Source organism: Bartonella sp. AA2SXKL (assembly GCF_042197205.1).
Classification (GTDB): Bacteria; Pseudomonadota; Alphaproteobacteria; order Rhizobiales; family Rhizobiaceae; genus Bartonella.
The window spans coordinates 1-25,614 of the sequence record NZ_JBHIRN010000011.1; the positions used below are offsets into that span (position 1 = coordinate 1).

The 25,614-nt window shown below is 36.5% G+C and carries 24 protein-coding genes, 1 tRNA gene and 2 pseudogenes; 8 read left to right on the forward strand and 19 right to left on the reverse strand.

Going from position 1 to position 25,614, the window contains the following annotated elements; translation table 11 throughout:
* Window positions 1-412: 412 nt before the first annotated feature.
* From ACFINS_RS07270 to ACFINS_RS07280, 3 genes and pseudogenes are all read left to right on the forward strand, one after another.
* Window positions 413-727: pseudogene (locus ACFINS_RS07270) on the forward strand (hypothetical protein).
* 98 nt (window positions 728-825) lie between these two features.
* Window positions 826-1,158, forward strand: a pseudogene (locus ACFINS_RS07275) (hypothetical protein); the annotation flags it as partial.
* 326 nt (window positions 1,159-1,484) lie between these two features.
* A complete protein-coding gene (locus tag ACFINS_RS07280; protein ID WP_375651245.1) occupies window positions 1,485-2,507 on the forward strand; it encodes a tyrosine-type recombinase/integrase in 1,023 nt (340 codons plus the stop codon).
* A gap of 352 nt (window positions 2,508-2,859) precedes the next feature.
* On the opposite strand, the gene ACFINS_RS07285 is transcribed toward ACFINS_RS07280, so the two are convergent.
* From ACFINS_RS07285 to folE, 4 genes are all read right to left on the reverse strand, one after another.
* Entirely contained in the window at window positions 2,860-3,366 is a 507-nt protein-coding gene (locus ACFINS_RS07285; protein ID WP_015856440.1) for a hypothetical protein, read from the reverse strand.
* A gap of 137 nt (window positions 3,367-3,503) precedes the next feature.
* Complete coding sequence (locus tag ACFINS_RS07290) at window positions 3,504-4,676, reverse strand: alpha/beta hydrolase (protein WP_375607121.1); 1,173 nt, start codon at window positions 4,674-4,676, stop codon at window positions 3,504-3,506.
* A gap of 192 nt (window positions 4,677-4,868) precedes the next feature.
* Window positions 4,869-4,953: transfer RNA gene (locus tag ACFINS_RS07295), tRNA-Leu, on the reverse strand.
* 137 nt (window positions 4,954-5,090) lie between these two features.
* Window positions 5,091-5,702, reverse strand: a complete 612-nt coding sequence (folE, locus tag ACFINS_RS07300) for a GTP cyclohydrolase I FolE (protein ID WP_375651247.1) — start codon at window positions 5,700-5,702, stop codon at window positions 5,091-5,093.
* Window positions 5,703-5,827: 125 nt separating this feature from the next.
* Between folE and ACFINS_RS07305 the strand changes: the two genes are divergently transcribed.
* From ACFINS_RS07305 to thrS, 3 genes are all read left to right on the forward strand, one after another.
* Window positions 5,828-6,256 (forward strand): iron-sulfur cluster assembly scaffold protein, encoded by a 429-nt coding sequence (locus ACFINS_RS07305; RefSeq protein ID WP_375621296.1) that lies wholly within the window; start codon window positions 5,828-5,830, stop codon window positions 6,254-6,256.
* Complete coding sequence (yidD, locus tag ACFINS_RS07310) at window positions 6,257-6,607, forward strand: membrane protein insertion efficiency factor YidD (protein WP_375607118.1); 351 nt, start codon at window positions 6,257-6,259, stop codon at window positions 6,605-6,607.
* Between the two features lie 111 nt (window positions 6,608-6,718).
* Complete coding sequence (gene thrS, locus ACFINS_RS07315) at window positions 6,719-8,695, forward strand: threonine--tRNA ligase (protein WP_375613056.1); 1,977 nt, start codon at window positions 6,719-6,721, stop codon at window positions 8,693-8,695.
* A 1,048-nt stretch (window positions 8,696-9,743) separates the two neighbouring features.
* Here the strand turns inward: thrS and ACFINS_RS07320 are convergent.
* The 5 genes from ACFINS_RS07320 to ACFINS_RS07340 all read right to left on the reverse strand — a co-directional run bounded on the left by ACFINS_RS07320 (window position 9,744) and on the right by ACFINS_RS07340 (window position 13,637).
* Window positions 9,744-10,247, reverse strand: coding sequence for a MerR family transcriptional regulator (locus ACFINS_RS07320; protein WP_375607116.1), 504 nt, complete (start codon window positions 10,245-10,247; stop codon window positions 9,744-9,746).
* Window positions 10,248-10,443: 196 nt separating this feature from the next.
* Complete coding sequence (locus ACFINS_RS07325; protein ID WP_273791377.1) at window positions 10,444-10,758, reverse strand: integration host factor subunit alpha; 315 nt, start codon at window positions 10,756-10,758, stop codon at window positions 10,444-10,446.
* Between the two features lie 77 nt (window positions 10,759-10,835).
* Window positions 10,836-11,810, reverse strand: coding sequence for a beta-ketoacyl-ACP synthase III (locus ACFINS_RS07330; protein ID WP_375611575.1), 975 nt, complete (start codon window positions 11,808-11,810; stop codon window positions 10,836-10,838).
* A 49-nt stretch (window positions 11,811-11,859) separates the two neighbouring features.
* Entirely contained in the window at window positions 11,860-12,930 is a 1,071-nt protein-coding gene (plsX, locus tag ACFINS_RS07335; RefSeq protein WP_375651249.1) for a phosphate acyltransferase PlsX, read from the reverse strand.
* A gap of 149 nt (window positions 12,931-13,079) precedes the next feature.
* Window positions 13,080-13,637, reverse strand: coding sequence for a DUF177 domain-containing protein (locus tag ACFINS_RS07340; RefSeq protein ID WP_375651251.1), 558 nt, complete (start codon window positions 13,635-13,637; stop codon window positions 13,080-13,082).
* A 221-nt stretch (window positions 13,638-13,858) separates the two neighbouring features.
* On the opposite strand from ACFINS_RS07340, the gene ACFINS_RS07345 reads away from it, so the two are divergent.
* The gene (locus tag ACFINS_RS07345; RefSeq protein WP_375706050.1) at window positions 13,859-14,338 is read left to right on the forward strand and encodes an outer membrane protein assembly factor BamE; all 480 of its coding nucleotides are present in this window, start codon (window positions 13,859-13,861) and stop codon (window positions 14,336-14,338) included.
* Between the two features lie 73 nt (window positions 14,339-14,411).
* Here the strand turns inward: ACFINS_RS07345 and nusB are convergent, their stop codons facing one another.
* From nusB to glyA, 6 genes are all read right to left on the reverse strand, one after another.
* Window positions 14,412-14,882 (reverse strand): transcription antitermination factor NusB, encoded by a 471-nt coding sequence (nusB, locus tag ACFINS_RS07350; protein ID WP_015856452.1) that lies wholly within the window; start codon window positions 14,880-14,882, stop codon window positions 14,412-14,414.
* 2 nt (window positions 14,883-14,884) lie between these two features.
* Window positions 14,885-15,340, reverse strand: a complete 456-nt coding sequence (locus ACFINS_RS07355; protein ID WP_375611572.1) for a 6,7-dimethyl-8-ribityllumazine synthase — start codon at window positions 15,338-15,340, stop codon at window positions 14,885-14,887.
* A gap of 81 nt (window positions 15,341-15,421) precedes the next feature.
* Entirely contained in the window at window positions 15,422-16,039 is a 618-nt protein-coding gene (locus ACFINS_RS07360; protein WP_375611571.1) for a riboflavin synthase, read from the reverse strand.
* On the reverse strand, window positions 16,021-17,151 hold the full coding sequence (gene ribD, locus ACFINS_RS07365; RefSeq protein WP_375611590.1) for a bifunctional diaminohydroxyphosphoribosylaminopyrimidine deaminase/5-amino-6-(5-phosphoribosylamino)uracil reductase RibD: 1,131 nt from the start codon (window positions 17,149-17,151) through the stop codon (window positions 16,021-16,023). Before ribD ends, ACFINS_RS07360 begins: the two co-directional genes overlap by 19 nt.
* Window positions 17,144-17,626, reverse strand: coding sequence for a transcriptional regulator NrdR (nrdR, locus tag ACFINS_RS07370; protein ID WP_375611570.1), 483 nt, complete (start codon window positions 17,624-17,626; stop codon window positions 17,144-17,146). Before nrdR ends, ribD begins: the two co-directional genes overlap by 8 nt.
* Window positions 17,627-17,637: 11 nt before the next feature.
* Window positions 17,638-18,951, reverse strand: coding sequence for a serine hydroxymethyltransferase (glyA, locus tag ACFINS_RS07375; protein WP_375706040.1), 1,314 nt, complete (start codon window positions 18,949-18,951; stop codon window positions 17,638-17,640).
* 323 nt (window positions 18,952-19,274) lie between these two features.
* Between glyA and argC the strand changes: the two genes are divergently transcribed.
* Window positions 19,275-20,207, forward strand: a complete 933-nt coding sequence (gene argC / locus ACFINS_RS07380; RefSeq protein ID WP_375621303.1) for an N-acetyl-gamma-glutamyl-phosphate reductase — start codon at window positions 19,275-19,277, stop codon at window positions 20,205-20,207.
* Window positions 20,208-20,227: 20 nt separating this feature from the next.
* On the opposite strand, the gene ACFINS_RS07385 is transcribed toward argC, so the two are convergent.
* From ACFINS_RS07385 to hfq, 4 genes are all read right to left on the reverse strand, one after another.
* The gene (locus ACFINS_RS07385) at window positions 20,228-21,304 is read right to left on the reverse strand and encodes a COX15/CtaA family protein (RefSeq protein WP_375706041.1); all 1,077 of its coding nucleotides are present in this window, start codon (window positions 21,302-21,304) and stop codon (window positions 20,228-20,230) included.
* Between the two features lie 147 nt (window positions 21,305-21,451).
* Entirely contained in the window at window positions 21,452-23,278 is a 1,827-nt protein-coding gene (locus ACFINS_RS07390) for a hypothetical protein (RefSeq protein ID WP_375706042.1), read from the reverse strand.
* A gap of 144 nt (window positions 23,279-23,422) precedes the next feature.
* Entirely contained in the window at window positions 23,423-24,766 is a 1,344-nt protein-coding gene (gene hflX / locus ACFINS_RS07395; RefSeq protein ID WP_375611565.1) for a GTPase HflX, read from the reverse strand.
* Between the two features lie 53 nt (window positions 24,767-24,819).
* Complete coding sequence (gene hfq / locus ACFINS_RS07400) at window positions 24,820-25,059, reverse strand: RNA chaperone Hfq (protein WP_005773461.1); 240 nt, start codon at window positions 25,057-25,059, stop codon at window positions 24,820-24,822.
* Between the last annotated feature and the right edge of the window lie 555 nt (window positions 25,060-25,614).

The following is a 25,614-nucleotide window of genomic DNA, read 5'->3' on the forward strand; positions in this document are numbered from 1 at the left end:
TCTCCCCCACATTTCTATGGAAAAACCTCTAAACAAAACTGTTTAGCCCGTCAATGGTTAATACATCAATATCCCCATAAATATAAAGGATAAATTTGCTTAACCATATCCCCTTGCATTCATAGAGTGAACCTTCAAAAGACGCCTCATCTATGAGTTTTGAGGGGTTTGAGAAACCTTCAAAACCTATAAGCAAAATTCGCAATAAAATTCTTCAAAATACTCATTCTGATATTTTAAAGCACATAGTGCATTTGTCTTTTTTTCATAAAACGAATAGCAGATTTCACTATTTTGCTGATCTTATCCCATGTCATGGGCTGTGGATAAGCAGCATTTAAAAAACCTTTTGAAAAAAATTTATCCGCTTTTGAATGACTTTACCTCTTCTGATACTCGCTATTTATTCTAAATGGATTTAATTGAATTCATTATTAAAGCATTAAAAGATTTTGCTGATATCAAAACAGGTACCTTAGGCGGCTTTATTGAAAAGGAAGATAACTTCTCTCATGAGGGCAATTGCTGGGACTATGATGAGGCTCTTGTGTTTTAAAATGGTCACGTTTATGAAAATGCTAGGGTTTATGGCAATGCTAGGGTTTATGAAAATGCCAATATTCATGGCATTGCTGTTATTCGTGAAAATGTCGGCAGGTCTACTAAAATAAAAACCTATACTGAACGTCTCTCTCCTTATGGTGAATTAGAGATTGTTTGGGTCTAATCAATAAAGCGGTGTAAATGAAAGTACAGGCGTGGCGGGGGCGCTCCTCTTCCAAATTTTAGCAAACGTTTATCATATTAGATTGTGAGGGTATCTTTATGTGCAAAAAATACCAATTAACAAATGAAATCAAACAAATTAAAGATAGAATTACTAAGAAAATTACAAACCTTTATCGCATTAAAGCTTTAAAAGACTTTGATGATGTCAAAGTAGGTGATCTGGGAGGCTATATCGAAAAGGAAAGTAACTTATCCCATGATGGCAATTTCTGGGTGTATGATAATGCGTGGGTTTATGGCAATGCCAAGGTTTCCTATCATGCCAAGGTCTGGGGTAAAGCCTATGGCAATGCAAAATTAAACAGTCAAAGTAAAGTAAGTGTCGTTCCAAAAAAATGTAAGGTTTATGAAAACGATAATGTTGTCAATATAACTGATAAAACAGAATAAAAATAGATATGGGGGGCGTGCCTTTTTTATGGTGTATAAACGCATATAAAACGCATTGCTATAAACATATCATAAAAGAGAGAGTAAAATAAAAAAAAGCCGCGCCAAGTGATATGACGCGGCTTTCAAATAGCGATTCTTATTGATTAAAATGAATCATCCACAATGGAGTAATCAGTGCATATATACAAAACGTATCATATTGCAAGTGCTTTATGAGAGATATAAAACTTATCAAAAGGAATGTAAATGTTGCGTATGATCTTTAATCACTCATTTGAATTACAGAGCCTATAAACGCTTTTATGGCTATCAAACAAATTACTCAACATGGCAAAATTGTATGGTATGTACGTATTGGTCACGGTAAACGCATTAGAATACGCGGTACCTATGGAACGCAAGAGTTTGTTGATAACAACAAAAGCGCACTTGTCGAGTTACAAGGGCTTATACTTCCTAAATCAAAAACCGGTAAACTTGTTGAAGGTTCATTTGCATGGCTGCTTAAACAATACTTTAACAGCTCTAATTGGCATAGCTACACTAAAGCTACAAAAAAACAAAAAGAATACATTCTTATGAGGATATGCGACTCCATAGGAAATATTCCATACCAAGCAATTGAAAAGAAACATATTATAGCCGGTGTTGAACGGCGTAAAGATACACCAGCAATGGCTAGAAACTTTCTGAAGTCCCTTAATGGTCTTTTTAATTGGGCAATTGATCAAGGTCTTTTGGAAAATAATCCAACTTTAGGCGTCAAAAAACCTCCTCTTAAAAATAAAAGCGGCTTTCCTGTTTGGACAAAAGAAGATGTTGAGAAATATTATCAAAGATGGTCCCATGGTACCCATGAACGCGTTTGGATTGATATTCTTCTGTATACGGGCTTACGTCGTGGTGATGCGGTTCGCATTGGCTGGAAAGATGTCAAAGACAATATTATTCATCTCAAAACAGAGAAAAGTAAATTCCAAACAGATGTCTTTCTACCTATTTTACCGGAATTAGCCAAAACGCTTGAAACTGATCCTATTGGAGAAGAAACATTCATTTGTGGTAAAGAAGGTAAAAAACTAGTTAAAGAAAGTTTTGGCAACCTTTTTCGAGAGGCTTGTAACGTAGCAGAAATAAAAAAATCAGCACATGGCTTAAAAAAATTAGCAGCAACACGCGCAGCTAACTCTGGTGCAATAGTACCACAACTCAAAGCAATTTTTGGCTGGACAAATGATGCTATGGCATCTCTTTACACAAAGAGTGCAGATCGCAAAAGGTTAGCTATAGAGGCGATAAAAAAGCTTCAAAAAGATGAGGGATAGAGGCAAAAAACTCAATAGAATCAAGGTTCACCTATTCCCTTATATTAGACATAACTATTTTATTTTACTTGCTTTTTATTTGCCTAATGAATATATTAACAGCTTCATGATATTGGTAAAATTATCCGGCGGGCTATTATTAAAAGAATCAGAAAGTTTTTTGTAAAATTCTTTCCACGAACATTTTTTTCAATAAAGCCACCTAATTCATCAGCCTTAACTTTAGCAAAGATATAAGGCATGTGTTTTATTTATTAAAGCAAATTCTTTTCTTTAAAAAGGTTATAGCCTTCTATCTAACAGCGTTTTTGCTGTAAAATTCAAATTATCTATCTGCTCAACTAAAAAACTTTTATTGTTTAGCTTTTGTGCTTTTTTCAAAGAGATGTGGGCTTTCAAGAATAAGCTTTTCTCGTGCTTTTTGTAACTGTTTAATGACTTCATCAATCTTTGACGGAGAACAAAAAGATTCTTGGCTATTTAACAAATGCAGCCTCTCCTTTCCCTCATATAAACATTGCATCTGAGATTGAAGTATTCTAACTTCTTGAAAAAAAAGACGTCCTGTTTCCTTAAAACCATTATTAAGTGCAAAAAGTTGATCAGAAATGGATAGCAGAATTTGTTTTAAAAAACGCTCATTTTCTTGGCGTTTACGATATTCTAAAATAAGAGCATGGCTTATCTCATCTAACTGTTTTTTTGTAGAATCAATTTGACGCAATAAATTTGGTTTTTCCCCCATATCACCTTTTCTCACCTTCACAAGCATAGCATGAATGTCTAATAACTTAATTGCGGAATGAGACAAATAATCAACAACTGTAGGCGTATTAACATAGCGTTTACGTGCAATCATCACAAACTCACCTAATGACTGTTTTTTACATTCATCCCGCTATTTATTTTTCATTTTACAAGACCATTCTAAAGAAAGTGCTAAAAAATATTACCTCCAATACATTATTCGATGGAGCCCCTTCTCTCTTTTCACGATCAACGTGGAATCCGTGGAGAGAGAAAACGTACAGGTGTATAAAGGATAAGATGTGTTGTTTTTTCCAATACACTACTACCATCAGCAAGAAGGGCTTGACTAGGTGACAATTCTGTACCTTGCATAATTGTGGAAGCCAAAGAACCTTCTCGAGAAAGAGCCATCAACGTTGGCGAAGATGCAAAGACATTGTGTGCTCCCCCATCCACATGAGAGAAATCAAGAACAGCTATTCCATTTTTACGCAACATTTCAATATCTGAGCCATCGCCCACACGATGATGTCCACCCGTAAGACGTCCTGAAACCGCAAGAGCTTTATCCGCTCTGGATACTAAAATAGCGGTTGGCTGCGGGAGTTTTTTTATATCATTAAGTTGTCGCTCAAATACATCAACATCAATATCTGGTGCAGCCATTAATAAACTTGTAATACGACGAATAGGCCTATATTTTCCCTGTAACGCTAACGTTCTAAATGCTTCCATTATAACAAAATTGCCCATAGAATGTGCAATAACCGAAATTTGATCAGCATTGGTTTCACTAATAAGTGTTAAAAGCTCTATCAATCCGTCACGGGCAAAATTAGCACTGTCACGATCATAAATATAAAGAGGAACTGATCCGGCCGAAGGCCAAGAATAATGCACAGCGACAACATTTAAAGAATAATCGTGTGTAAACTGTGCTGTACGAAATGTACCATCTGCAAAATTATTATTATACCCATGGATAAAAAGAAAAATTTCTCTTTTTCCTTTTGGCTTTTTTGCTAAAGCAGCATTTAATTGCTGTTTAAACTGTTCTTTATTATCGTATTTTTGCAATGCTACTGCTGCAAAATACTTATCATGCGTAGGTTTATAGGCATTTATTTCAACAACTCCCTTTACATGTTGCTGAGGAATTCCTACGTCAACACGATTATAATGAACTTTATTTGATCGCTCTGCACCATAAGGTTGAGCGTAATTATTTTGCATCATACGACTCGTTGCAACATACACTGGAACGATGGCTTTTGGAGAAACTGGTTTCCCTTCAACTTCCCTTTCTACGGCAGTCATAGAAGGTGTTGCATGCACCCCATGCCAAAGTACAGCACGTGAATCACTACACGCTGATAATAAAGAAATACAAATAAGAAGTGTTAAATATCTCAGAATCATTATACTTCTCACTGCAACTTCACCCCACCTTATAAAAATATAACATTTCAAATGCATAGATAAAGTAATAAAAAACGAAACATTATTGGCAACACACTAACAAATAACATACAAAAAGATTTTTCTATAATGCCTATAAATCCCCTCTCTCTAACATAACTTCATCTCACTATGGAGAGACTTACTGCGAACTGGTGCGGTCGAGAAGACTCGAACTTCCACGGGTTGCCCCACAGCGACCTCAACGCTGCGCGTCTACCAATTCCGCCACGACCGCACGTGGAAAGAAAAAACCTTGGTTTTTAGCCTTTAACAAATCATAAAGAAAGGTACAAGCCAATTTTCTTTTTCTCATAATTTATTTTATCCGGATGTTTTATAACTTAATAGAGATTACGAGAAATATGGGCTTTACTATGACCTTTGAACCATCATCATAAAATGTTCTTGTGCCGCTTGATCTTTTTCATAATAACCATGAAAGTTTTTTGTAATTGTTGTAGAGCCCTGTTTTTGGATTCCTCTCATAGCCATACACATGTGCTCAGCCTCAATCAATACTGCTATACCATGAGGCTTCAGATACGTTTTTAACGCGTGAGCCACTTGCGCTGTCATAGCTTCTTGAGTTTGTAAACGACGAGAAAAAATATCTACAACACGTACAATTTTTGAAAGACCAACAATTTTTGCATTAGGAAGATATGCTATGTGTGCTTTCCCAATAATTGGGATCATGTGATGCTCACAGTGTGAATAAAAAGGTATATTCTTTACGATTACGGCTTCATTGTATCCTGAAACCTCTTCAAAAACTGTACCTAAGGTTTCTTTAACCGATTGACTATAACCATTAAAAAGCTCGCGATATGCCTTGGCTATACGTTTTGGAGTATCTAAAAGCCCTTCTCTATTTGGATTTTCCCCTATCCATAAGAGTAATGTACGAATCGCTTCTTCCACCTTTTCAATACTCGGACGCTTTTCTTCAGATAAATTTGTGTCTTCTTTAACAACATTACGCATTCAAAAACTCCAAGCTTACTCTATACAAAGCATTTGCTCCATACCTATCTCATTTTGTATAATCTCTATATAAGCGAATTAAAAGTTTAAACAATCACGACTTTCAAAATTTCAGGCAATAGCGCATGATTGATACTATCTATAATGATAAAATACTTAAATATGCTGCACATATAGGCAAAATTGGGCGTCTTAATAATCCTGATGCAACATCAAGAAAACATGCACACCTTTGTGGTTCGACAATCACTGTAGATTTAAAAGTGGAAAATGGTATTATTACCGATTTTGCTCACGAAATACATGCATGTGTGCTAGGGCAAGCTTCAGCTTCACTTTTAGCATCTCATATCATCGGACAAACAACTCAAGATCTTAAAATATTGCGTGAAGTTATCTACCAAATGCTAACGCAAAATGGTCCTTCTCCTCAAGCTCCATTTGAGGATTTTTCTTGCTTACAGCCCATTAAAGACTATAAAGTGCGCCATGCAGCAACACTATTACCCTTTGATGCAATGATAGACTGCATTCAAAAAATTGAAGAAAAATAAATGTTCAAATCACAATCTAGACAAAAAAAGTTGACTCGGAATTACACAGGCACTTGGCAAAAAACACCCGGACGATTATTGGGTATTTTCTTAATACGTTTCTATCAAATAACACTTTCGAGCCTTATAGGTAATCAGTGCCGCCATGCTCCGACTTGTTCAGAATATACATATGAAGCGATTGCACGCCATGGGCTTTGGGCTGGTGCATGGATGGGACTCTTTCGTATCATGCGTTGTGGGCCCTTTGGAACAGATGGCTTTGATCCAGTCCCTCCATCGCTTGGAAATTCTTGCTGTTTTTATAAACCTTGGCGTTACTGGAAAATTTCTGACAAACACAACAAATAATCCTTTTCTTTTTTCACATGTATTGATAAAAAATTAGTCTATAAGCTTTTTACTCAATTTTCACGAAACCATCCGCAATCGTTAGCGGAATTGGATTAAAAGGGTGTTTTTATGTCTTGCTCTATTTCTCTTTTTTTTCCCGATGGTTCAAAACGTAATTACCCCGCCGAAATGACAGGCTTGGAATTAGCAGAATCTATTTCTAAATCACTTGCAAAAAAAGCAGTCGCCTATAGTCTTGATAGTATCACGCGAGACTTATCGGATCCATTGGGACAATCTGGTCAAGTAGAGATTATTACCCGAGAAGATTCACGCGCTCTTGAGCTCATAAGGCATGATTGCGCCCATGTCCTTGCTGAAGCAGTGCAAGAGCTCTTTCCTGAAACGCAAGTAACAATAGGTCCTGTCATTGAAAATGGATTCTATTATGATTTTGCACGCCAACAACCTTTCACATTAGATGATCTCACCGTCATTGAAAAGAAAATGCGTGAAATTATCCAACGCAATAAACCTTTTAGAAAAGAAATTTGGTCTCGTGAAAAAGCAAGAAAAGTTTTTTCTGAGAAAAAGGAATTTTATAAAGTTGAACTTATTGATAGCATTCCTGAAAATCAAGATTTAAAAATCTATTATCAAGGGGAGTGGTTTGATCTTTGTCGCGGACCGCACATGCAATCTACAGGGCAAATTGGGAATGCTTTCAAATTAATGAAAGTTGCAGGAGCTTATTGGCGTGGCGATGCCAATAATCCAATGCTCACGAGAATTTATGGAACAGCATTTGCAAATGAAAATGACTTAAAAGCCTACCTCCATATGCTAGAAGAAGCTGAAAAACGTGATCATCGCCGCTTGGGACGTGAAATGGACTTATTTCACTTTCAAGAAGAAGGGCCAGGAATGATTTTTTGGCACAAAAAAGGTTGGAAAATGTTCCAAAATTTGATCAGCTATATGCGTAGACGCCTTGATGATCATCAATATGCTGAAGTTAATGCACCACAAGTTCTCGATAGGTCACTCTGGGAAATATCTGGCCATTGGGGTTGGTATAAGGAGAATATGTTCAAAGTAATTTCAGCAGAAGAAGATTCAGATCATGGGAATGTTTATGCCCTTAAACCAATGAACTGCCCTGGTCATGTGCAAATTTTTAAACATGGTTTAAAATCTTATCGTGATTTGCCTATTAGACTTGCTGAATTTGGACTTGTTCATCGTTATGAGCCTTCAGGCTCTTTACATGGTCTTATGCGTGTGCGTGGTTTTACACAAGATGATGCGCATATTTTTTGTACTGATGAACAATTAGCCGATGAATGTCTCAGTATTAATGATCTTATTTTATCAACTTATGCCGATTTTGGTTTTAAAGAAATTAGTCTTAAGCTTTCAACCCGTCCAGAAAAACGAGTTGGATCTGATGCATTATGGGATCATGCAGAAAGTATCATGGAATCTGTCCTTAAAACGATTGAAACAAAATTTGCAGGACAAATCAAAACAAGCATCCTTCCAGGTGAAGGAGCATTTTATGGTCCAAAATTTGAATATACATTAAAGGATGCTATCGGTCGTGAATGGCAATGTGGAACAACACAAATAGACTTTAATCTCCCTGAACGTTTTGGTGCATTCTATATTGATAAAGATTCAGAAAAACGTCAACCTGTTATGATCCACCGTGCTATTTTTGGATCAATGGAGCGTTTTCTTGGTATATTAATTGAAAATTTTGCTGGACATATGCCACTTTGGCTTGCTCCTGAACAAATTGTTGTTGCAACAATTACATCCGAAGCAAATGAATATGCCCAAAAAATAACAGCAAAACTTAAAGCTGTTGGGCTTTCCGCAACAATAGATCTCCGCAATGAAAAAATTAACTATAAAATACGAGAACATTCTTTACAAAAAGTCCCCGTAATTTTGGTATGTGGCAAACGTGAAGCTGAAACAAACAGCGTAAATATGCGCCGCTTAGGAAGTACAAATCAAACCCTTTTATCTGTAGAAGATGTGATTAAACAACTCTCAAATGAAGCAACACCTCCAGATTTGCAACGTGTAATAAATGCATAATATCACGGAAGATGGTAATACGTTAATTTTTTACTATAAATTTTCAGTTTTTGTACAAAATGAAATAATTTGATATTGTAGTGTGTTTTTGTTTCATGCACAATGACCTGTCACCAGAAAGAATAACGTGCTCTTTCTCTACAAGGTGGATTGGTGAAAAAGTTGAATATAAGCTATGAGCTGTTTAAATGCAAAAATCATAGACAATTGAATATTAATAATAACATTAATCTTTTACCTTTATAATGAAAAAATTCTGCTATTATCATGGATAGATCATTACAATAATTATAGAAACATCAAGCAAGAAAACTGAAAACAAGATTATATTTATTAATAAAAAATATGTAAAATTAGCTGAACAATGATATTTCTTATTCGTAAGATAAGCCCTTATAAAAAGGACAAGATATTGATTTATAATGATAATATATCGTTATTCATATTAAATAAGGTTTCGAATATCATAGGCTTCTCTTATTTTTAATATGTTTATGTTGAATCTATCAAAATCATTTGCTTGCACGAAACAAGCGGAATGAGTGCGTGGATAAAAATTATTGAGAAAGGACTTTTAAAATGCCTACAATGAACCGCCTAAAGTGCTAAGAATTGTTGCAGTCATTGAGAACAGGCTATAATTATAATGATGATGCCGACTTGAACCTTCATAAGTATAAAAATAGCGGTACTCAACGAGTTTACCATTAATCATTCACGAGGCATTATGGTAAAATAAGATTAAGAAGCCTTAAGAAACATCTCTTTAAAACAAGCACATGAATTGGTAAGCTAATGGCATCCTACATCCCGCAATCTACACTGATGAGATATTGCCTTAATTTTTATAAAGCCAAATCAAAAAAAATGGCAAAACTCAGCGTTTATTCTTTCTCTTCTTCATGTTTTACCAAATGAAAAACTCTTATAAAAAACTCGTTAAATATACACATACGATATATGACTACTCGCTGAACGTATAAAATTCTGGGCACATCCATAAAACATCTAAATATCTACGAAACACATATAAAATAAAAAAATATTATTATCGTGCTCTATCAAGAACACGCTTACATTCAATGAGTTCAAACAGAATTTCTTGTAACAATGCTTTATCAGTTTTATCTTTGTAAAGATTCACAGAACCGACAGATGTTTCTCCCTCATTCCTCATGAAACTCAAAAGCCCAAAAGAAGATTTCTTAGGCTTATTGCTAGCATTTTCAGAAGTTTGTCCTGCATGTTTCTTCTCTATGACCACATTCATAGCATCAAGATCACCATTACCCAATGCAGTCACAAAAGCAACACCATTTTCTTTCAAAAGGCGTTGCACACCTTTTATCGTATAACCCTGATCATATAGTAACTGCTTAATACCATTGAGCAAATCAACATCGACCGGACGATAATAGCGCCTTCCTCCCCCACGTTTCATTGGTTTAATCTGCCTAAAACGTGTTTCCCAAAATCTTAAGACATGCTGCGGAAGCTCCAATAACTCCGCTACTTCGCTAATTGTGCGAAAAGCATCAGAGCTTTTATCCATTTTGTAACACCTTATTTAAAACAAAATAAATTACTTCACAATGACTCATTCTGTCTCAATTTCTCAACAAGATTAGTCAAAAATAAGACCATCATTGATACCTTACTCACCAGTCTTTTTCTAAAAAATAAAGACCCTTATTTTATACATTTCTTTAACAAATACCAAACATACCATGGCATTTATTTATGAGATATCATTTTTTCTGTTTTGCACGATGCGAATCTAAAATTCTCTGTTTAAGGACATTGGCAGCCTTAAACGTCACAACACGTCGCGGCGGAATCGGTGCTTCAACACCTGTTTTTGGATTGCGTCCAACACGTTCATTTTTACTGCGAACCTGAAAAGTTGCAAAAGAAGATAATTTAACCGCTTCACCTCTTACAAGTGAGTTGCAAATCTCATCCAAAACCAATTCGACTAAAGCTGCTGATTCAGTATGTGACAAGCCCACTCTTTTACAAACTACGCTCGCTAAATCTGCACGCGTTACTGTCTTACTTGTCATTATAACCACCTATTAAAATATTAAAAATTACAAAATGACTTATACGTTTTCTTGAAATATGGTCAAGTAGCCATAATTTACCAACGAATAAGAATTGCTCCCCATGTAAATCCACCTCCCATGGCTTCTAACATGATAAGATCTCCTTCTTTTATTTTTCCATCGCAAACAGCTGTTGTTAAAGCCAACGGAACTGATGCAGCAGACGTATTACCATGTTGATCAACGGTAATCACAACTTTATCTAGTGAAATTCCCAGCTTTTTAGCAGATGCTTCAATAATGCGCTTATTAGCCTGATGAGGTACAAACCAATCTAGTTGTGAAGAATCCATACCTGCAGCTGCAAAACAATCATCAACCACATCCGTTATCATACCAACAGCATATTTAAAAACTTCTCGTCCTTCCATACGCAAATAGCCTGTCGTTTGTGTTGTTGAAGGTCCACCATCAACATATAGCTTATCTATATAAGCACCATTAGAACGCAATTTCGCAGACAATATACCACGCTCAAAAGCAATACCCCCCTCAGTTTCTAGTGCTTCCAAAATAACAGCACCAGCACCATCACCAAACAATACACATGTCGTACGATCTTCCCAATCTAAAATTCGAGAAAATGTATCGGATCCAATAACTAAAATTCTTTTAGCTCCCCCACACCGTAAATAAGAATCTCCTGTTGTTAAAGCAAAAATAAAACCAGAGCAAACAGCTTGAATATCAAAAGCAAATCCATGGCTCATTCCCAAAGCATGCTGAATTTCAACAGCAGAAGCAGGAAAAGTACGATTCGGGGTGGACGTTGCTAAAATAATACAATCGATGTCTTTTATTGTTAAACCAGCATTTGTAAGTGCTGCTTGCGCAGCCTCAACTCCTAAAGAAACAGTTGTTTCATTTTCACTGGCAATATAACGTTGGCGTATTCCTGTACGCTGAACAATCCATGAATCTGACGTTTCAACAAACTTTGCAATCTCTTCATTTGATAAACTTCTTTTCGGCAAAGCACTTCCTACACCACGTATAATTGACCGAATCATTCAGCTCTTACCTTTTCTTCAAATTTTTCATTTCTATTATAAGAGCTTATCATAAGGACTCTCCATTCATCACTGCTTCATCTTCTTGGTCAAAAAGTGTTTCTTTATTTTCATGAAATCGCCGTAAATCAGCCGTTATTTTTTGTAAAAGTCCGTTGTTAACCATCTCATAACCAACGCGGATAGCAGAAGCAAAGCCATTAGCATTAGCACTGCCATGACTTTTTATAACAACACCATTCAAACCTAAAAGCACTCCTCCATTCACCCTATCAGGATCCATTTTATGTTTCAGTATACGAAAAGCACCCCGCGATAAAAAATAACCAAGAGATGTTAAAAAAGAACTGCGCATTGCAGAGTTTAAAATCTCTCCTATCTGTCGCGCGGTTCCTTCTGCGGTTTTTAAAGCAATATTACCAGAAAACCCCTCTGTTACAACAACATCGACTGTTCCTTTTCCAATGTCATTGCCCTCAACAAATCCTTTATATTCCAATCCTTCTAATTGCACTTCACGCAATATCATTCCTGCTTTTTTTATTTCATAAAGTCCTTTAACCTCTTCCACCCCCACATTTAAAAGCCCAACACTTGGTCTTTCAGTGTGATATAAAGCGCGAAACATACCTGCTCCCATAACCGCCAAATCAACCAACTGACTAGCAGAGGCACCAATTGTTGCTCCAATATCTAAAACAATACTCTCACTGCGCAGTGTTGGCCAGATACCCGCAATACCAGGACGTTCAGCCTCTGCAAGCATTTTCAAACAAAAATAAGACATGGCCATGAGTGCACCCGTATTACCAGCAGAAATGCAAGCATCAGCTTCACCATTTTTTACCGCTTCAATGGCGTACCACATTGATGATTTACCACGTCCATTACGAAGTGCTTGGCTTGGCTTTTCATCCATGCGTGTATAACTTTCTGTAGGGCAAAAGCGCGATACAGAATCCAAACAGGGATATTTTTTTAAAACCGGACGAACAGCCTCCTCTACTCCATAAAATAGAAAATAAATATTTGATAAATATTTTTGTACAATTGCTGCTCCTGCAATAGCTGCTTCTGGACCGTAATCACCGCCCATGACATCCACAGAAATTCTAATCACGCTTGCATATCCCACATCTTTTCATTTACATCTTTAAATACATATTATGATTTTTGGCTCCTGAATACTCACACAGCACATCTTGCGAAAATCGCTCCGCAGAAAATACCGTTTAGCATACAATAGATATTTTTTGTATGTTTCTACAATCACTTCCAATTTTTCAAAACAGAAAATGGAGAGAATTTTCGCTCTGCTTCTTCTAAATTTTCATCCATATTCATCTTTATCCCTTCTTTACGTGGATAATGATTAATAGACAACTCAAAAAACTCTTCCATGATTGCGCCAATATCAATTTTATCATCATAAAACACTTCAGGAGTATCAAGCCCCCCCACATCTAAAAACAATTCCCCTGTATCCTCTGATATTTGGGGCTTCATCAAATTTGAATCTTCAGGAACAAAAACAACCTCAATATTTTCACAAAGGATATTTTCTAATGGTTCCAATGTAACAACACATAACTGTAGTATACGCGCTTGCAACAGACCTTTTATACGCACTCCGCGTTTTTTCCACGGGAAAATATGGAATTTTCCCTCACAAGATTTTACTTCAATTAAATCATGGTTCTGGGCTAAATGTGTACATTCTTTTTTGTTTGCACAAAAATGAACCCTTATACCTTTAGCAGGTAGAGAACGTACAGATATTGGATAAGCCAAAGCAAATGTCATTTGAGGAACATTTTGAACATTCATTGACAACTCCCAAACATAAAAACGCGTAAAGCAATATGTTTTTATTTATCTCAAGTATTTATGCATTTTTTTCTTTTCTAAAGAAATTCTATATGGCATAATTTGCTTTATAACAGGGAAACTCAGTGTAAGCTACGGTAGATTAAGTTAAAATTAGAAAAAACTTGAGGTTGCCTTCTTGTCCTACATCTCAGTATAAAAAGGAGATACCATTGTTTCAAATGCCTCACATAATAGCCTTAATCAAACGTAAATTATTGATTGGTCTATCAACAGCAAGCATAGGAATGCTTGTTGGGTGTAGCCTTCTTGATTCTTCAGGTTCGAGCCAAATTTATAGAGAGGGCTATGTTCTTGATAAAAATGCTCTAAGTTCTATTTCTATTGGCTCAAGTCAAGAGCAAGTTCTTTTAACTTTAGGAACCCCTTCATTAAAAACAAAATATGATAATGAAGTTTTTTATTACATCTCACAGACACGTTATCGTGGGATGCAGTTTATGAAAACAAAGATTATTGATCGCAAAGTTTTAGCCATTTACTTCAGTAAAAATAATCAGGTTGCAAAAGTTGCAAATTACGGATTACAAGACGGTCAAGTGTTTGATTTTATTACACAAACAACGCCAACTGTAACGAAAGAACATCCTTTCTTAATTCAAATTATAAAAGGCCCTGTGAATTTGCCACCCCATAACTAAATTATATAGTCTGCATACCGTTTCAATATTATAGGTCTGATAATATCAGATCTATAATAGGGATTTGTACCTCTTAGAGGCGGACTTTTTTTGCCATACTGTCGAGAACTGCATTAACAAGTTTTGGCTCATCACCTTCAAAAAACGCCTTTGCTATGTCAACATATTCATTCATGACAACTGCAACGGGAACATCTTTACGGTTGATCAACTCCCATAAACCTGCTCGTAAAATTGCTCGCAATATAGAATCAAGACGTGAAAGAGACCACTCTGCAGAAAGCTGTTGATGAAGCAGCGGATCAAGCTGCTTTTGATCTTTTACAACACCCGTTATAATAGCCAAAAACCATTGAAAATCAGCTTCAAGATATTGGTCTCCATCAATATCTTTTCCCAAACGATAAGCCTCATACTCAGCTGCCGTTTCCATCACCCCCGAACCCACGATATCCATTTGATAGAGTGCTTGAACTGCAGCGAGTCTTGCTGCTCCACGTTTATTGGCTGAACGCGGAAAATGTCTGCTTTTTATATCAGCCATATTTAACGATTATCTCCAAATCTCTTTTTTAGAGCGATCATACATAAAGCAGCTTCAGCCGCAAAACCACCTTTATTTTTGTCATCTAGTTTTGCACGCACCCATGCTTGTTCTTCGTTTTCAACAGTCAAAATACCATTTCCAATAGCCAAGTGCTGATGAACAGTTAAATCCATCAATGCACGACAAGAATCATTAGCAACAATTTCAAAGTGATATGTTTCACCCCGAATAACACAACCAAGAGCAACATAACCATCATACGATATCTTGTTTTGTTCAGCAAAAGCTATTGCACTTGGTATTTCTAATGCTCCAGGAACCGTTACAACATCATAACTTGCTTCAGCTTTTTGCAAAGTATTCACTGCACCTCTCAAAAGTGCATCAGAAATCCCCTCATAAAAACGTGCCTCAACAATCAATACGTGAGGCTTTTTACCTATCTCTTTCATCATAATGGAATTCCACAAAAAACGAATCAAAAAAATCAAAGTTATAAAGCATAAAATTCTGAAAACGATCAATAGAGTGTTGGCTTATTCATCTTCTCTTTTTAAAGTAAAAAGTTTTGCAGCATAACGAGCAAGTTGATCAATTTCCAAATTGACCCGATCTCCAATTTTAGCTTGTCCCCACGTTGTCATTTCAAGTGTATGGCGAATAATAAGAACATCAAAAACACAATCCTCAACACCATTAACAGTCAAAGATGTCCCATTAAGTGCAATAGATCCCTTATTAACAATGAAAGGCATAAATTGTCTTGAAACTTTTAAATAAAAGCGAATTGCATCCCCTTCATTTTTTTGATCAATGATTTCAGCCAAACCATCAATATGACCAGAAACTAAATGTCCTCCCATTTCATCACCCAATCGAAGCGAACGTTCCAAATTAACAAAAGTTCCTTTTATCCATTGTGCAAGATTCGTTAAACGTAATGTTTCTTCCCACGCCTCGACAACAAACCAATTGGAATCTTCTTGCTTTAATCCTCGCTCTACAATTGTCAGACAAATTCCTGAACAAGCAATTGACGCCCCAATTGCTAAGCTTTCTATAGCATAGCGGGTAGAAATCTTTAAACGCATCCCCTGCTTTAAAGGTTGAACATCTTCAACACAACCAATATCCGTTATAATTCCTGTGAACATAATGTCTTACGTCTCCACTTATAAAAACGGTCATTTCCAAACATTCTTGTCTCAATCTCATGAAACTGCGAGAGATAATTTCCAAAATGAGGGGCTTCAATACGATTTTTGCCTAAAACAATGGGGGTATGAAAACATATCAAATGATCAACACAACCAGCATTCAAAAATTTTTCCCCTGTCTTGACACCCCCTTCCAATAAAACACTATTAATCCCATGTTTATAAAGCATCTGTAAAAGAGCAAAGGGTTCTACACAACCATTGTTCATCTCGACCGAATAAACAGACACACCATATTGCTCCAATGCATTTTTTTTGCTTTTCTTTGAAATATCCACATCACAAATAACCCATGTAGGAATTTTTATGGCTGTTTGGACAACTTTTGCATCAAGGGGGATAGATAAATCTGCATCCAAAATAATACGAATTGGTGAGCGCATCTCCATCCCTGGCAAGCGGCAATTGAGTTGTGGATCATCTGCTAATATAGTACCAATACCAACGAGGATAGCATTATTTTGAGCACGTAGAATATGCGTATGGGCATGAGAAAGTGTTCCACTAATTTTTACGCTGCCCTTCTCTCTTTTTCCAACACCATTATCGGCAGAAATTGCCATTTTAAAAGTGACCGCACAGCGTTGTATCTTCCTTATGCACCAATGCGTCCATAAGGATTCAAAAGCCTCTTCAGCTAAAATGCCCTCAACCACTTCAATACCCGCCGCTCGCAAAAGAGCAATACCATGACCATCAACACGCTTGTCACAATCAGTCAGCGCAATAACAACTCGAGAAACACCTGAATCAATAAGCGCATTCACACACGGCGAAGTTTTTCCATAATGCGCACAAGGTTCTAAAGTAACATAAGCAGTCGCTCCTTGAGCCAAAGAACCTGCCATGTGTAAAGCTTGCACTTCCGCATGAGGACTCCCATGAATAGCTGTTACGCCATAGCCAACAATAAAAGCCCCCACAGCACCATTATCGTTTCGCACAATTAACGTACCAACGGAAGGATTCTCACCTGTAAGACCGACATGACGTTCTGCTAAACGAATAGCTGCAGCCATAAACCGTTCATCTTGCACTTTTTTATTCATCAAAACGAGATTCTGTATCCGCGATACCCTTTGACAATTCATCTATAACATCGTGAAAATCGCTTGCATTACGAAAATCTCGATACACAGAAGCAAAACGAATATAAGCAATATCATCAATTCTTTTCAATGCTTCCATCACAAGATGCCCAATTTTTTCTGAAGAAATCTCTGGTTCTCCCAAACTTTCAAGCTGGCGTACAATGCCAGAAATTGCTCGTTCAATATGATCAGGATCAATATTGCGCTTACGTACAGCCACATCAACTGATCGCATTAACTTATCACGATCGAAGGGTTCACATCGTCCACTTTTTTTAGCAACCAAGAGCTCACGCAACTGAACACGTTCAAAAGTTGTAAAACGACCACCACAAACGGAACACACACGGCGGCGGCGAATCACTGCCCCCTCTTCTGCTGGACGAGAGTCTTTGACCTGTGTATCCTCATATTGGCAGTAAGGACAGCGCATCCTTTGTATCCTTAACGAGTGGTAAGATAAGAGTAAAGAGGAAATTGATTCGTTATATCTTTTACCTTTTTCTCAACAGCCATTTCAACGGCATGATTATCTTCATCACTTTTTGCACTCCGAAGACCATCAAGAACTTCTGAAATCAGATGACCAACTTGAATAAACTCTTTTTCTAAAAAACCACGCGTCGTGGCAGCAGGTGATCCCAAACGAATTCCCGATGTTATAGATGGCGTTTCAGAATCAAAAGGAATGCCATTTTTATTGCAGGTAATATGAGCGCGTCCCAAAGCCAATTCAGCACGTTTACCTGTTAGATTTTTAGAACGTAAATCAACCAACAACAAATGATTATCTGTACCACCAGAAACAATATTAAAACCATTACCCTGTAATGTTTTTGCTAAAGTTTTCGCATTAGCGACAACATTGGCACTGTAACTCTTGAAAGAGGGACGCAAAGCCTCCTCAAACGCAACAGCCTTTGCGGCAATCACATGCATTAAAGGACCACCTTGAAGACCAGGAAAAATTGCAGAATTAATTTTTCTGGATAAAGCCTCATCATTTGTCAATATTAAACCACCCCGAGGACCTCGAAGCGATTTATGTGTTGTTGTTGTTACAATATGCGCATGTGGAACAGGTGAAGGATGCACGCCACCAGCAACAAGACCAGCAATATGAGACATATCAACGAGTAAATGAGCACCGATTTCATCTGCAATTTCACGGAATCTTTCCCAATCCCATAGCCGTGGATAAGATGAGCCCCCTGCTATAATAAGTTTTGGCTTACGTTCTTTTGCAAGCTGCTCAACCTCATCCATATCAATAATCTGATCTTCTTGACGCACACCATAGGAAACAACATCAAACCATTTTCCTGACATATTAACAGATGAACCATGCGTAAGGTGACCACCAGCATTTAAATCTAATCCCATAAATATATCACCAGGCTGAAGTAAAGCTAAAAAGACAGCTTGATTCATTTGGCTACCAGAATTAGGCTGTACATTCGCAAACGCAGCACCGAAAAGCTGTTTTGCCCTTTCAATAGCTAAATCTTCAACGACATCAACAAATTGACACCCACCATAGTAGCGCTTTCTTGGATAACCTTCTGCATACTTATTGGTTAAAACAGACCCTTGCGCTTCAAGGACCGCTCTTGAAACAATATTCTCTGAAGCAATCAGCTCAATTTCATGTTGTTGACGCTCAAACTCCCCTCTAATTGCGTCAAAAATTGCACCATCAACAGTTTGTAAATTATCATTAAAAAAGCGCTTTTGTGCGTCATTTTCTTGCTGAGTCATAAAACACATTCCTAACATAAAAAAAATAAAGTCAAGGAACGATAACACAGCAAACCATGCAAACCAAACATTTTAAACTACTTACACTCAAAAATAATGAGGCAAATATTTATCTTATTCTTTGTTATAAAAACAGCGAAAAACTTTCCTCTCGAGAATAGTAAAAAATGAGATTACATTTCTTTTTTTACACTCTTATTTGTTTACACCTTTTACAAAAGGTATCTATAATCTAAAGAAATTCAATAATTTAATGATTTAAAATAATTTATAATGTGAAAAGCTGAATATAATAGGCAAAGTTAATACGAAGGCAAATAAGAATGCTAACCAAAGTTTTTATTGATGGTGAACATGGCACAACCGGACTACAAATACAAAAACGCTTAGAAAGACGTACAGATTTAAAACTACTCTCTCTTGCTCATAAAGATCGCCATAATGTTCATCTGCGACAAGACTATCTTAATCAAGCCGATATTGCTATTTTGTGTCTTCCAGATGATGCTGCACGCGAAACGGTTCATTGGCTTCAAAAAAATAAAAACATTAGGATTATTGATAGCTCGACAGCCCACCGTGTTGCACCAGACTGGGTTTACGGTTTTCCTGAAATGACAGCAGGACAAAGAAAGCGCATCCAAGCAGCACATTATATAACCAATCCCGGATGCTATCCTACCGGTGCCATTAGTTTGATTCGCCCACTCCGTGAAGCAGGACTGCTAGACGCCGATTATCCTATCTCGATTAATGCAATCTCCGGCTATACCGGTGGTGGAAAACAGTTGATTTTACAAATGGAAAATCAATCTCAACAAAATATTCAGGGCAATTATTTTATCTATGGTCTTAATCTTGAACACAAACATGTGCCAGAAATTAAAATCTATGGACAAATCAATCAAACCCCAGTTTTTATACCAAGTGTGGGTCGTTTTCCCCAAGGAATGATTGTGAATCTTCCTCTGCATCGCCATTTATTCACAAAATCAGCAAACTGTTCTGATTTGCGCGAAATTCTTGCAAACCATTACGATGGACAAAATACCATTTTAGTTGCATCACAAGAAGAAACTGTTTCACTTGAAAGACTTAATCCAGAGTGTTTAGCCAATAAAGATGGTATGAAACTGTTCGTATTTGGAAATGATCGTGAAGGTATTTTTAATCTCAGCGCCATATTCGATAATTTAGGAAAAGGCGCATCAGCTGCAGCTATCCAGAACCTCGATTTAATGCTTGCAAGCGACTAAACCTCCCTACCCACAAACTTTTATTCAACAACGCGATATGCCCCTTTCGTTGCTCGCCAGTGCGCAACCGCAAAACATAACACGGCTAGTGCCATACTTTGATGAATGAGCCCTAAACTTATCGGAACCTCATGTAACACTGTTAAGATACCCAAGACTGCTTGGATAATAATCATAACACAGATAAGAAATGCACGACGAGAGTGGGTTGAACGGGGAACATTTTTTTGTACATAGAAAGCATGAATAGCCGAGGCAATCAATAAAAAATAAGCAAAAAACCGATGAATAAATTGAACCATTAAGGAATTTTCGAATAAATTGAGCCAAACAGGACGATGCTGCAACAATCCATCAGGAATAATCTGCCCATCCATAAGCGGCCATGTATTATAGACTTTTCCAGCATGAAGCCCTGCAACCAAAGCTCCGAAATAAATCTCTATCAAGACGAGAATAACAAGCCATGCCGCAAAATATTGCACCTTTTTATTTGCTGGCTTTTCTGAATATTCTGCAAGCCCTCGAGATAAATAAGTAACAAAAACAATAACAAAACATGCCGTTATAAGATGAAATGCCAAACGATATTGGCTCACACTTGTTAAATTACTTTGCCCAATCCCTGAAGCAACCATCCACCAACCAATAAAGCCTTGAAAGGCGATAAGAATAGGTACAACAATAAGCGGGAGTAAGATATTTTTTTCAACACGCTTAGTTGCCCAAAACCAAATGAGCCCTAATAAAGCGACAAGACCAACAAGACGCCCAAGAACACGATGCGCCCACTCCCACCAAAAAATGACCTTAAAAGCACTTAAAGTCATATCAGGATTAAGCAGCTTATACTGTGCTATCTGTTGATATTTTAAAAATTCCTCTTGCCATTGATCCACACCAATCGGTGGAATAACGCCATGTATTGGCTTCCATTCCGTTATCGATAATCCTGATCCCGTCAAACGAGTAGCGCCTCCCACTAAGACAATTGCTAAACAAAGCAATAAAATAGAGTAAAGCCACATCTGTATTTGTTTTCTATTTTTCTTTTGCACAGGCGTTAAAATGCTATTGTTTAATTCCTTTACTGCCATCTCTGATTGCCCCACGCTTCTCTCCAACTAAAATGCATTTTAAAATTTAAACATTAACTCTGTTATCTATTTTAGTATGTACTACAACTTTAGCAAAAAACAAGCGTACCACTATAACATGCGATACATATTTCTTTTTTACGAAGCTTATGATGCAACAACGCGATAAACAGTCTTTGGAAAGCATCTTACCATCCGCATCATCCAATCCTGTTCATTAAGAACAGTATTACAAATATAATAATCTGTTAGCTCTGCAAATTGCTCAAATCCATATTTGGGTTCACTTGCCATCTCTAGGATGATAAAATCATATTCTTTTTTAAATTCTTGTAATATATGAGAAATATCATTTGAAAAATCTTGTGCAGAAACAGCGCTTGTTAACCCCTGAGGGAGAATATCAACCCCCGTATCATAATCACGGTAAATAACATCATGCAACTGGGCATTGCCCGTTAAAACATCACTCAGCCCACGATGTGGACCAATGACTTTCTCTATTTGTTGACCAGAAATATCGACCAACAAAATTGTTTTGTTCTCTTTTGTGAGATGAAGTGAAAGTTTTGCCGCTGTCCGTGCTGCCTCTGGTCCAATGATTGAAATAATGGTTGAAGCACGCCATTTCAAAACATCAGATAATCCCTCTATCGTAATAAAAGCTTCAAAATTTTTCATTTCTTGAGAGACTAAAATACTCTCATTCTTCTTAAGATCATTTTCTTTTGATCTCAAATCCTCTTCTGAGATTTGGTCTTTTTTCTTTTTAAAGCACGGATAGAATAACAATATTCCTAGCAAAAGAGTAAGGAAACTGGCCAATGCACTCACAAGAATATTTTTTCCATAAAGAGCCATAAAAGAAATTGGTGCTAACGTTGTTGGCATAACCACGTGGATATTTGTATTTTGTAAGAGAAAAGGATCATCACTCAATCTCCGATATGAATCAATAATTTTTTCTCTTCGTTGAGCAGACTTGCTCATCGCTTCATTTTGGGCATCGACTGCTGCTTTTATTTTATTTTCAAACTCATTAAATATTTCATTCAAAGATTGGGATTGATCTTTTACAAAAAAACTCACCCTTTTTTGAAGCTGTTTTTCTAATTCCGTTGCAATAACCTCATCTGAATGAACTTGATAAACGATTTGTAAAATTTTATTTTTTAATTGATGAGAAACTGTCTCTAATTCTGCAGTCATCGCTTTAATTTGAGGATGTGTCCACCCTAATTGTGCAGCCATATGTGCTCTTTGTGTTTCCAAGAGATCACGTTTAGATTCCAGAGCAGCAATTGCTGAATTGCCTGCAATAAACGATAAAGACAGTAAAGACTGCCCATTTTCACGCATCATGTTAATCGTTGAATTCAAACTTGTTAAATGAATACGTTTTAAAGTTGCTTGCGTTAATTGCATCGAAAGATCATAAAGCTCTGTTTGTTTTACACCACGCTGAATAAAAGAATCAATAGATTTACGAAATTCCTGCACGATATTAAGGATTGCAATATTATCATATTGTTTGTCTTCTAATTTATCATTTAACAAGAATTGTTTCTGTTTTATGATTGCTTGTGAAAATGCGGAAAACCAAGTTTCCAACCCACGTTGAGCTGCTTCAAGTGTCTCGGCTTCAAAAGTAAGATCGATAAAATCACCATGACGCGATAAACGGATATTTTCATGATTTTTTTTCTTATAAGAAGCACTTAAAGAAAAATTCGAATCATTGAAGAACATAGGCTGTGAAAACAAAAAGGCGATAACATTGTCTTGCTTTTTAATTGGTAATGGCTTTCCTACAGAATCAGATAATGAAAATGTTAAAGTTGCTTGGTAACCACGGGGCTGGACAAAATAATACAACCAAATCAAAGATACACATAGCATTTGTAATAGCAAAACAATCAAAATGCTTCGCCATACGGTACGTACGAATAGTCTTTTATTACATGTAAGACTCATCTTTATTTTAACCAGCAAAATACTTCTTCATATTGTTTTATTAAGAGAAAGTAGTAACTATCCTCTTAACTTGCTGTCATATTATTTTGAGATAATAAAAATATAAAATTTAAGCACAAATGTTCAACAATAGCTTTAAAGAACTTAATTCATATTTTTTTTGAGGCTCTCTAGTTGTTTTTTTGCTTCAGAAGTAACAACCGCTCTAATGGTAATAGACCCATCATCATGCCCTTCTTGCACTATTTCCGCAGAGTTTTCATAAAACCAATCAATAAGCGACATTTCATGAGGTTGTAAAAGATATTCAATGCTTTGCACCTCTCCAAAAATTCGCTTTTCAATGGCTCTTAATAATTGATCGAGTCCATCCCCCTTAAGTGCTGATACCATGAGAGCAGGATTTAATCGCGTCTTTGCGCTTGTTTGTAAAACATTCAATGCTTGCTCATCTAACATATCAATCTTATTCCAAACTTCTATGATATGCTCCATATCATCAATATCGATATCAAGACTTGAAAGCACTTCTAAAACATCTTGGGCATGTGCTCGATGATCAAGATCTGACATATCTCTTACATGAAGAATGAGATCTGCTTCAACCACTTCTTCAAGGGTTGCTCTAAAAGCTGCAATCAAATTCGTTGGCAAGTTAGAAATAAACCCTACAGTATCAGACAAAAGAACAGTTTTTCCATGGGGAAGCACAACTTTGCGCAAAGTCGGATCAAGCGTTGCAAATAACATATTCTTTGCTAAAACATCTGCACCGCTTAAACGGTTAAAAAGAGTTGACTTTCCTGTATTCGTATATCCTACCATTGCTACAACAGGATAAGATGTTTTTTTCCTTTTTGCTCTATGAAGTGCACGTGTTTTAATAACCGTTTGCAATTCGCGGCGAATACGAATAATTTTCTCTTGTAAAAGACGCCTATCTGCTTCAATTTGCGTCTCACCAGGTCCACCTAGGAAGCCACGCCCCCCGCGTTGCCTTTCCAAGTGCGTCCAACTCCGCACAAGCCTCCCTTTTTGATAGGACAAACGCGCTAACTCTACTTGCAAAACTCCTTCTTTTGTTCGTGCACGATCCCCAAAAATTTCAAGAATCAAAGCCGTTCTATCGATAACTTTGCAATTCCATAATTTTTCTAAATTACGCTGCTGTACTGGCGTTAAAAAGTGATCTACAATCGCAAGCTCAATAGAATATTCATCTATATAACAGGTTAACGCATCTACTTTACCTTTTCCAAAGAGAGTCGCAGAGCGAGGCGTTGCAATATTAATCGTTTCATAATTAACAACTTCTAACCTTATAGCACGCGCTAACCCCAATGATTCTTTAACACGAGAAGATATAGAACACTCTCTCAAAGAGCTTTCACTTCTATTTTCTTGAAAAATCGGTATCAGAACAAGTGCGCGCACCTGTTCTGTATTCTGCGAAAATACCCCTCCTAATCTCTCATTTTCATTTATCATAGCAATCTAAGTACTTTTAAATGGGATAAGAGGTCTATCTTAAAATGATATGTTTACTCAGGACTTTCACCCTCAAACATCTGTACAGGCTGTCCAGGCATAATCGTAGAAATAGCATGCTTATAAACCAATTGCGCGTGTCCATCTCGGCGCAAAAGAACACAAAAATTATCAAATGAAGTTACAATACCCGTGAGTTTAACGCCATTGACAAGAAAAATTGTAAGGGAAATTTTTTGCTTACGCACCGTATTTAAAAACACATCTTGCAGGTGTTGTGATCGCTCTGCCATTATTCTTACACCTTTATCTAGATTGCATAAAAATATTCGTGCATGCATATCGACTGAAAAATATCCAATTGTCAACGTAGAAGCTTAAAAATTCAGCAACAAACAACTGAAATTAGAGAAAAAACGGCTCTTTAAGACAATAATAAAGTACAACTTACGAAAAGCTATATTAAATTAAAAATTTTTCCACGTTTACTTTTTTATGAGCTTACAATTCAAAGGCATACTTTTATACATCCTAAGCTATTACGGACTATATGTGATGATGAATCTGCTTCGTTTAGAATCAATAAAAGTAAGCGGACAACAACATTTATTAACGATTATCGATATTAAAGAAAGGCATTCGCACCTTACTGTATATATAACCGCTATTAAATTGTCCTTATTTCAAAGACTACCGGCTTATAAAGCTTTCTATAAACACAAGTTGTAAACAGTATTTTTGTTTTAGTTAGATTTAAATAATAAATTGTTTTTACTATATTTTATAACATTTTTAAACAGGGTACAAGAAACCGCGTTAACTTTATCTTGATAAGTTTTTAAAATTTT

Coding starts and splice junctions, on each gene's coding strand:
- ACFINS_RS07280 (WP_375651245.1), top strand. CDS start 1,485: ATGGCTATCAAACAAATTACTCAACATGGCAAAATTGTATGGTATGTA.
- ACFINS_RS07285 (WP_015856440.1), bottom strand. CDS start 3,366: ATGATTGCACGTAAACGCTATGTTAATACGCCTACAGTTGTTGATTAT.
- ACFINS_RS07290 (WP_375607121.1), bottom strand. CDS start 4,676: ATGATTCTGAGATATTTAACACTTCTTATTTGTATTTCTTTATTATCA.
- folE (WP_375651247.1), bottom strand. CDS start 5,702: ATGCGTAATGTTGTTAAAGAAGACACAAATTTATCTGAAGAAAAGCGT.
- ACFINS_RS07305 (WP_375621296.1), top strand. CDS start 5,828: ATGATTGATACTATCTATAATGATAAAATACTTAAATATGCTGCACAT.
- yidD (WP_375607118.1), top strand. CDS start 6,257: ATGTTCAAATCACAATCTAGACAAAAAAAGTTGACTCGGAATTACACA.
- thrS (WP_375613056.1), top strand. CDS start 6,719: ATGTCTTGCTCTATTTCTCTTTTTTTTCCCGATGGTTCAAAACGTAAT.
- ACFINS_RS07320 (WP_375607116.1), bottom strand. CDS start 10,247: ATGGATAAAAGCTCTGATGCTTTTCGCACAATTAGCGAAGTAGCGGAG.
- ACFINS_RS07325 (WP_273791377.1), bottom strand. CDS start 10,758: ATGACAAGTAAGACAGTAACGCGTGCAGATTTAGCGAGCGTAGTTTGT.
- ACFINS_RS07330 (WP_375611575.1), bottom strand. CDS start 11,810: ATGATTCGGTCAATTATACGTGGTGTAGGAAGTGCTTTGCCGAAAAGA.
- ACFINS_RS07340 (WP_375651251.1), bottom strand. CDS start 13,637: ATGAATGTTCAAAATGTTCCTCAAATGACATTTGCTTTGGCTTATCCA.
- ACFINS_RS07345 (WP_375706050.1), top strand. CDS start 13,859: ATGCCTCACATAATAGCCTTAATCAAACGTAAATTATTGATTGGTCTA.
- nusB (WP_015856452.1), bottom strand. CDS start 14,882: ATGGCTGATATAAAAAGCAGACATTTTCCGCGTTCAGCCAATAAACGT.
- ACFINS_RS07355 (WP_375611572.1), bottom strand. CDS start 15,340: ATGATGAAAGAGATAGGTAAAAAGCCTCACGTATTGATTGTTGAGGCA.
- ACFINS_RS07360 (WP_375611571.1), bottom strand. CDS start 16,039: ATGTTCACAGGAATTATAACGGATATTGGTTGTGTTGAAGATGTTCAA.
- ribD (WP_375611590.1), bottom strand. CDS start 17,151: ATGAATAAAAAAGTGCAAGATGAACGGTTTATGGCTGCAGCTATTCGT.
- nrdR (WP_375611570.1), bottom strand. CDS start 17,626: ATGCGCTGTCCTTACTGCCAATATGAGGATACACAGGTCAAAGACTCT.
- glyA (WP_375706040.1), bottom strand. CDS start 18,951: ATGACTCAGCAAGAAAATGACGCACAAAAGCGCTTTTTTAATGATAAT.
- argC (WP_375621303.1), top strand. CDS start 19,275: ATGCTAACCAAAGTTTTTATTGATGGTGAACATGGCACAACCGGACTA.
- ACFINS_RS07385 (WP_375706041.1), bottom strand. CDS start 21,304: ATGGCAGTAAAGGAATTAAACAATAGCATTTTAACGCCTGTGCAAAAG.
- ACFINS_RS07390 (WP_375706042.1), bottom strand. CDS start 23,278: ATGAGTCTTACATGTAATAAAAGACTATTCGTACGTACCGTATGGCGA.
- hflX (WP_375611565.1), bottom strand. CDS start 24,766: ATGATAAATGAAAATGAGAGATTAGGAGGGGTATTTTCGCAGAATACA.
- hfq (WP_005773461.1), bottom strand. CDS start 25,059: ATGGCAGAGCGATCACAACACCTGCAAGATGTGTTTTTAAATACGGTG.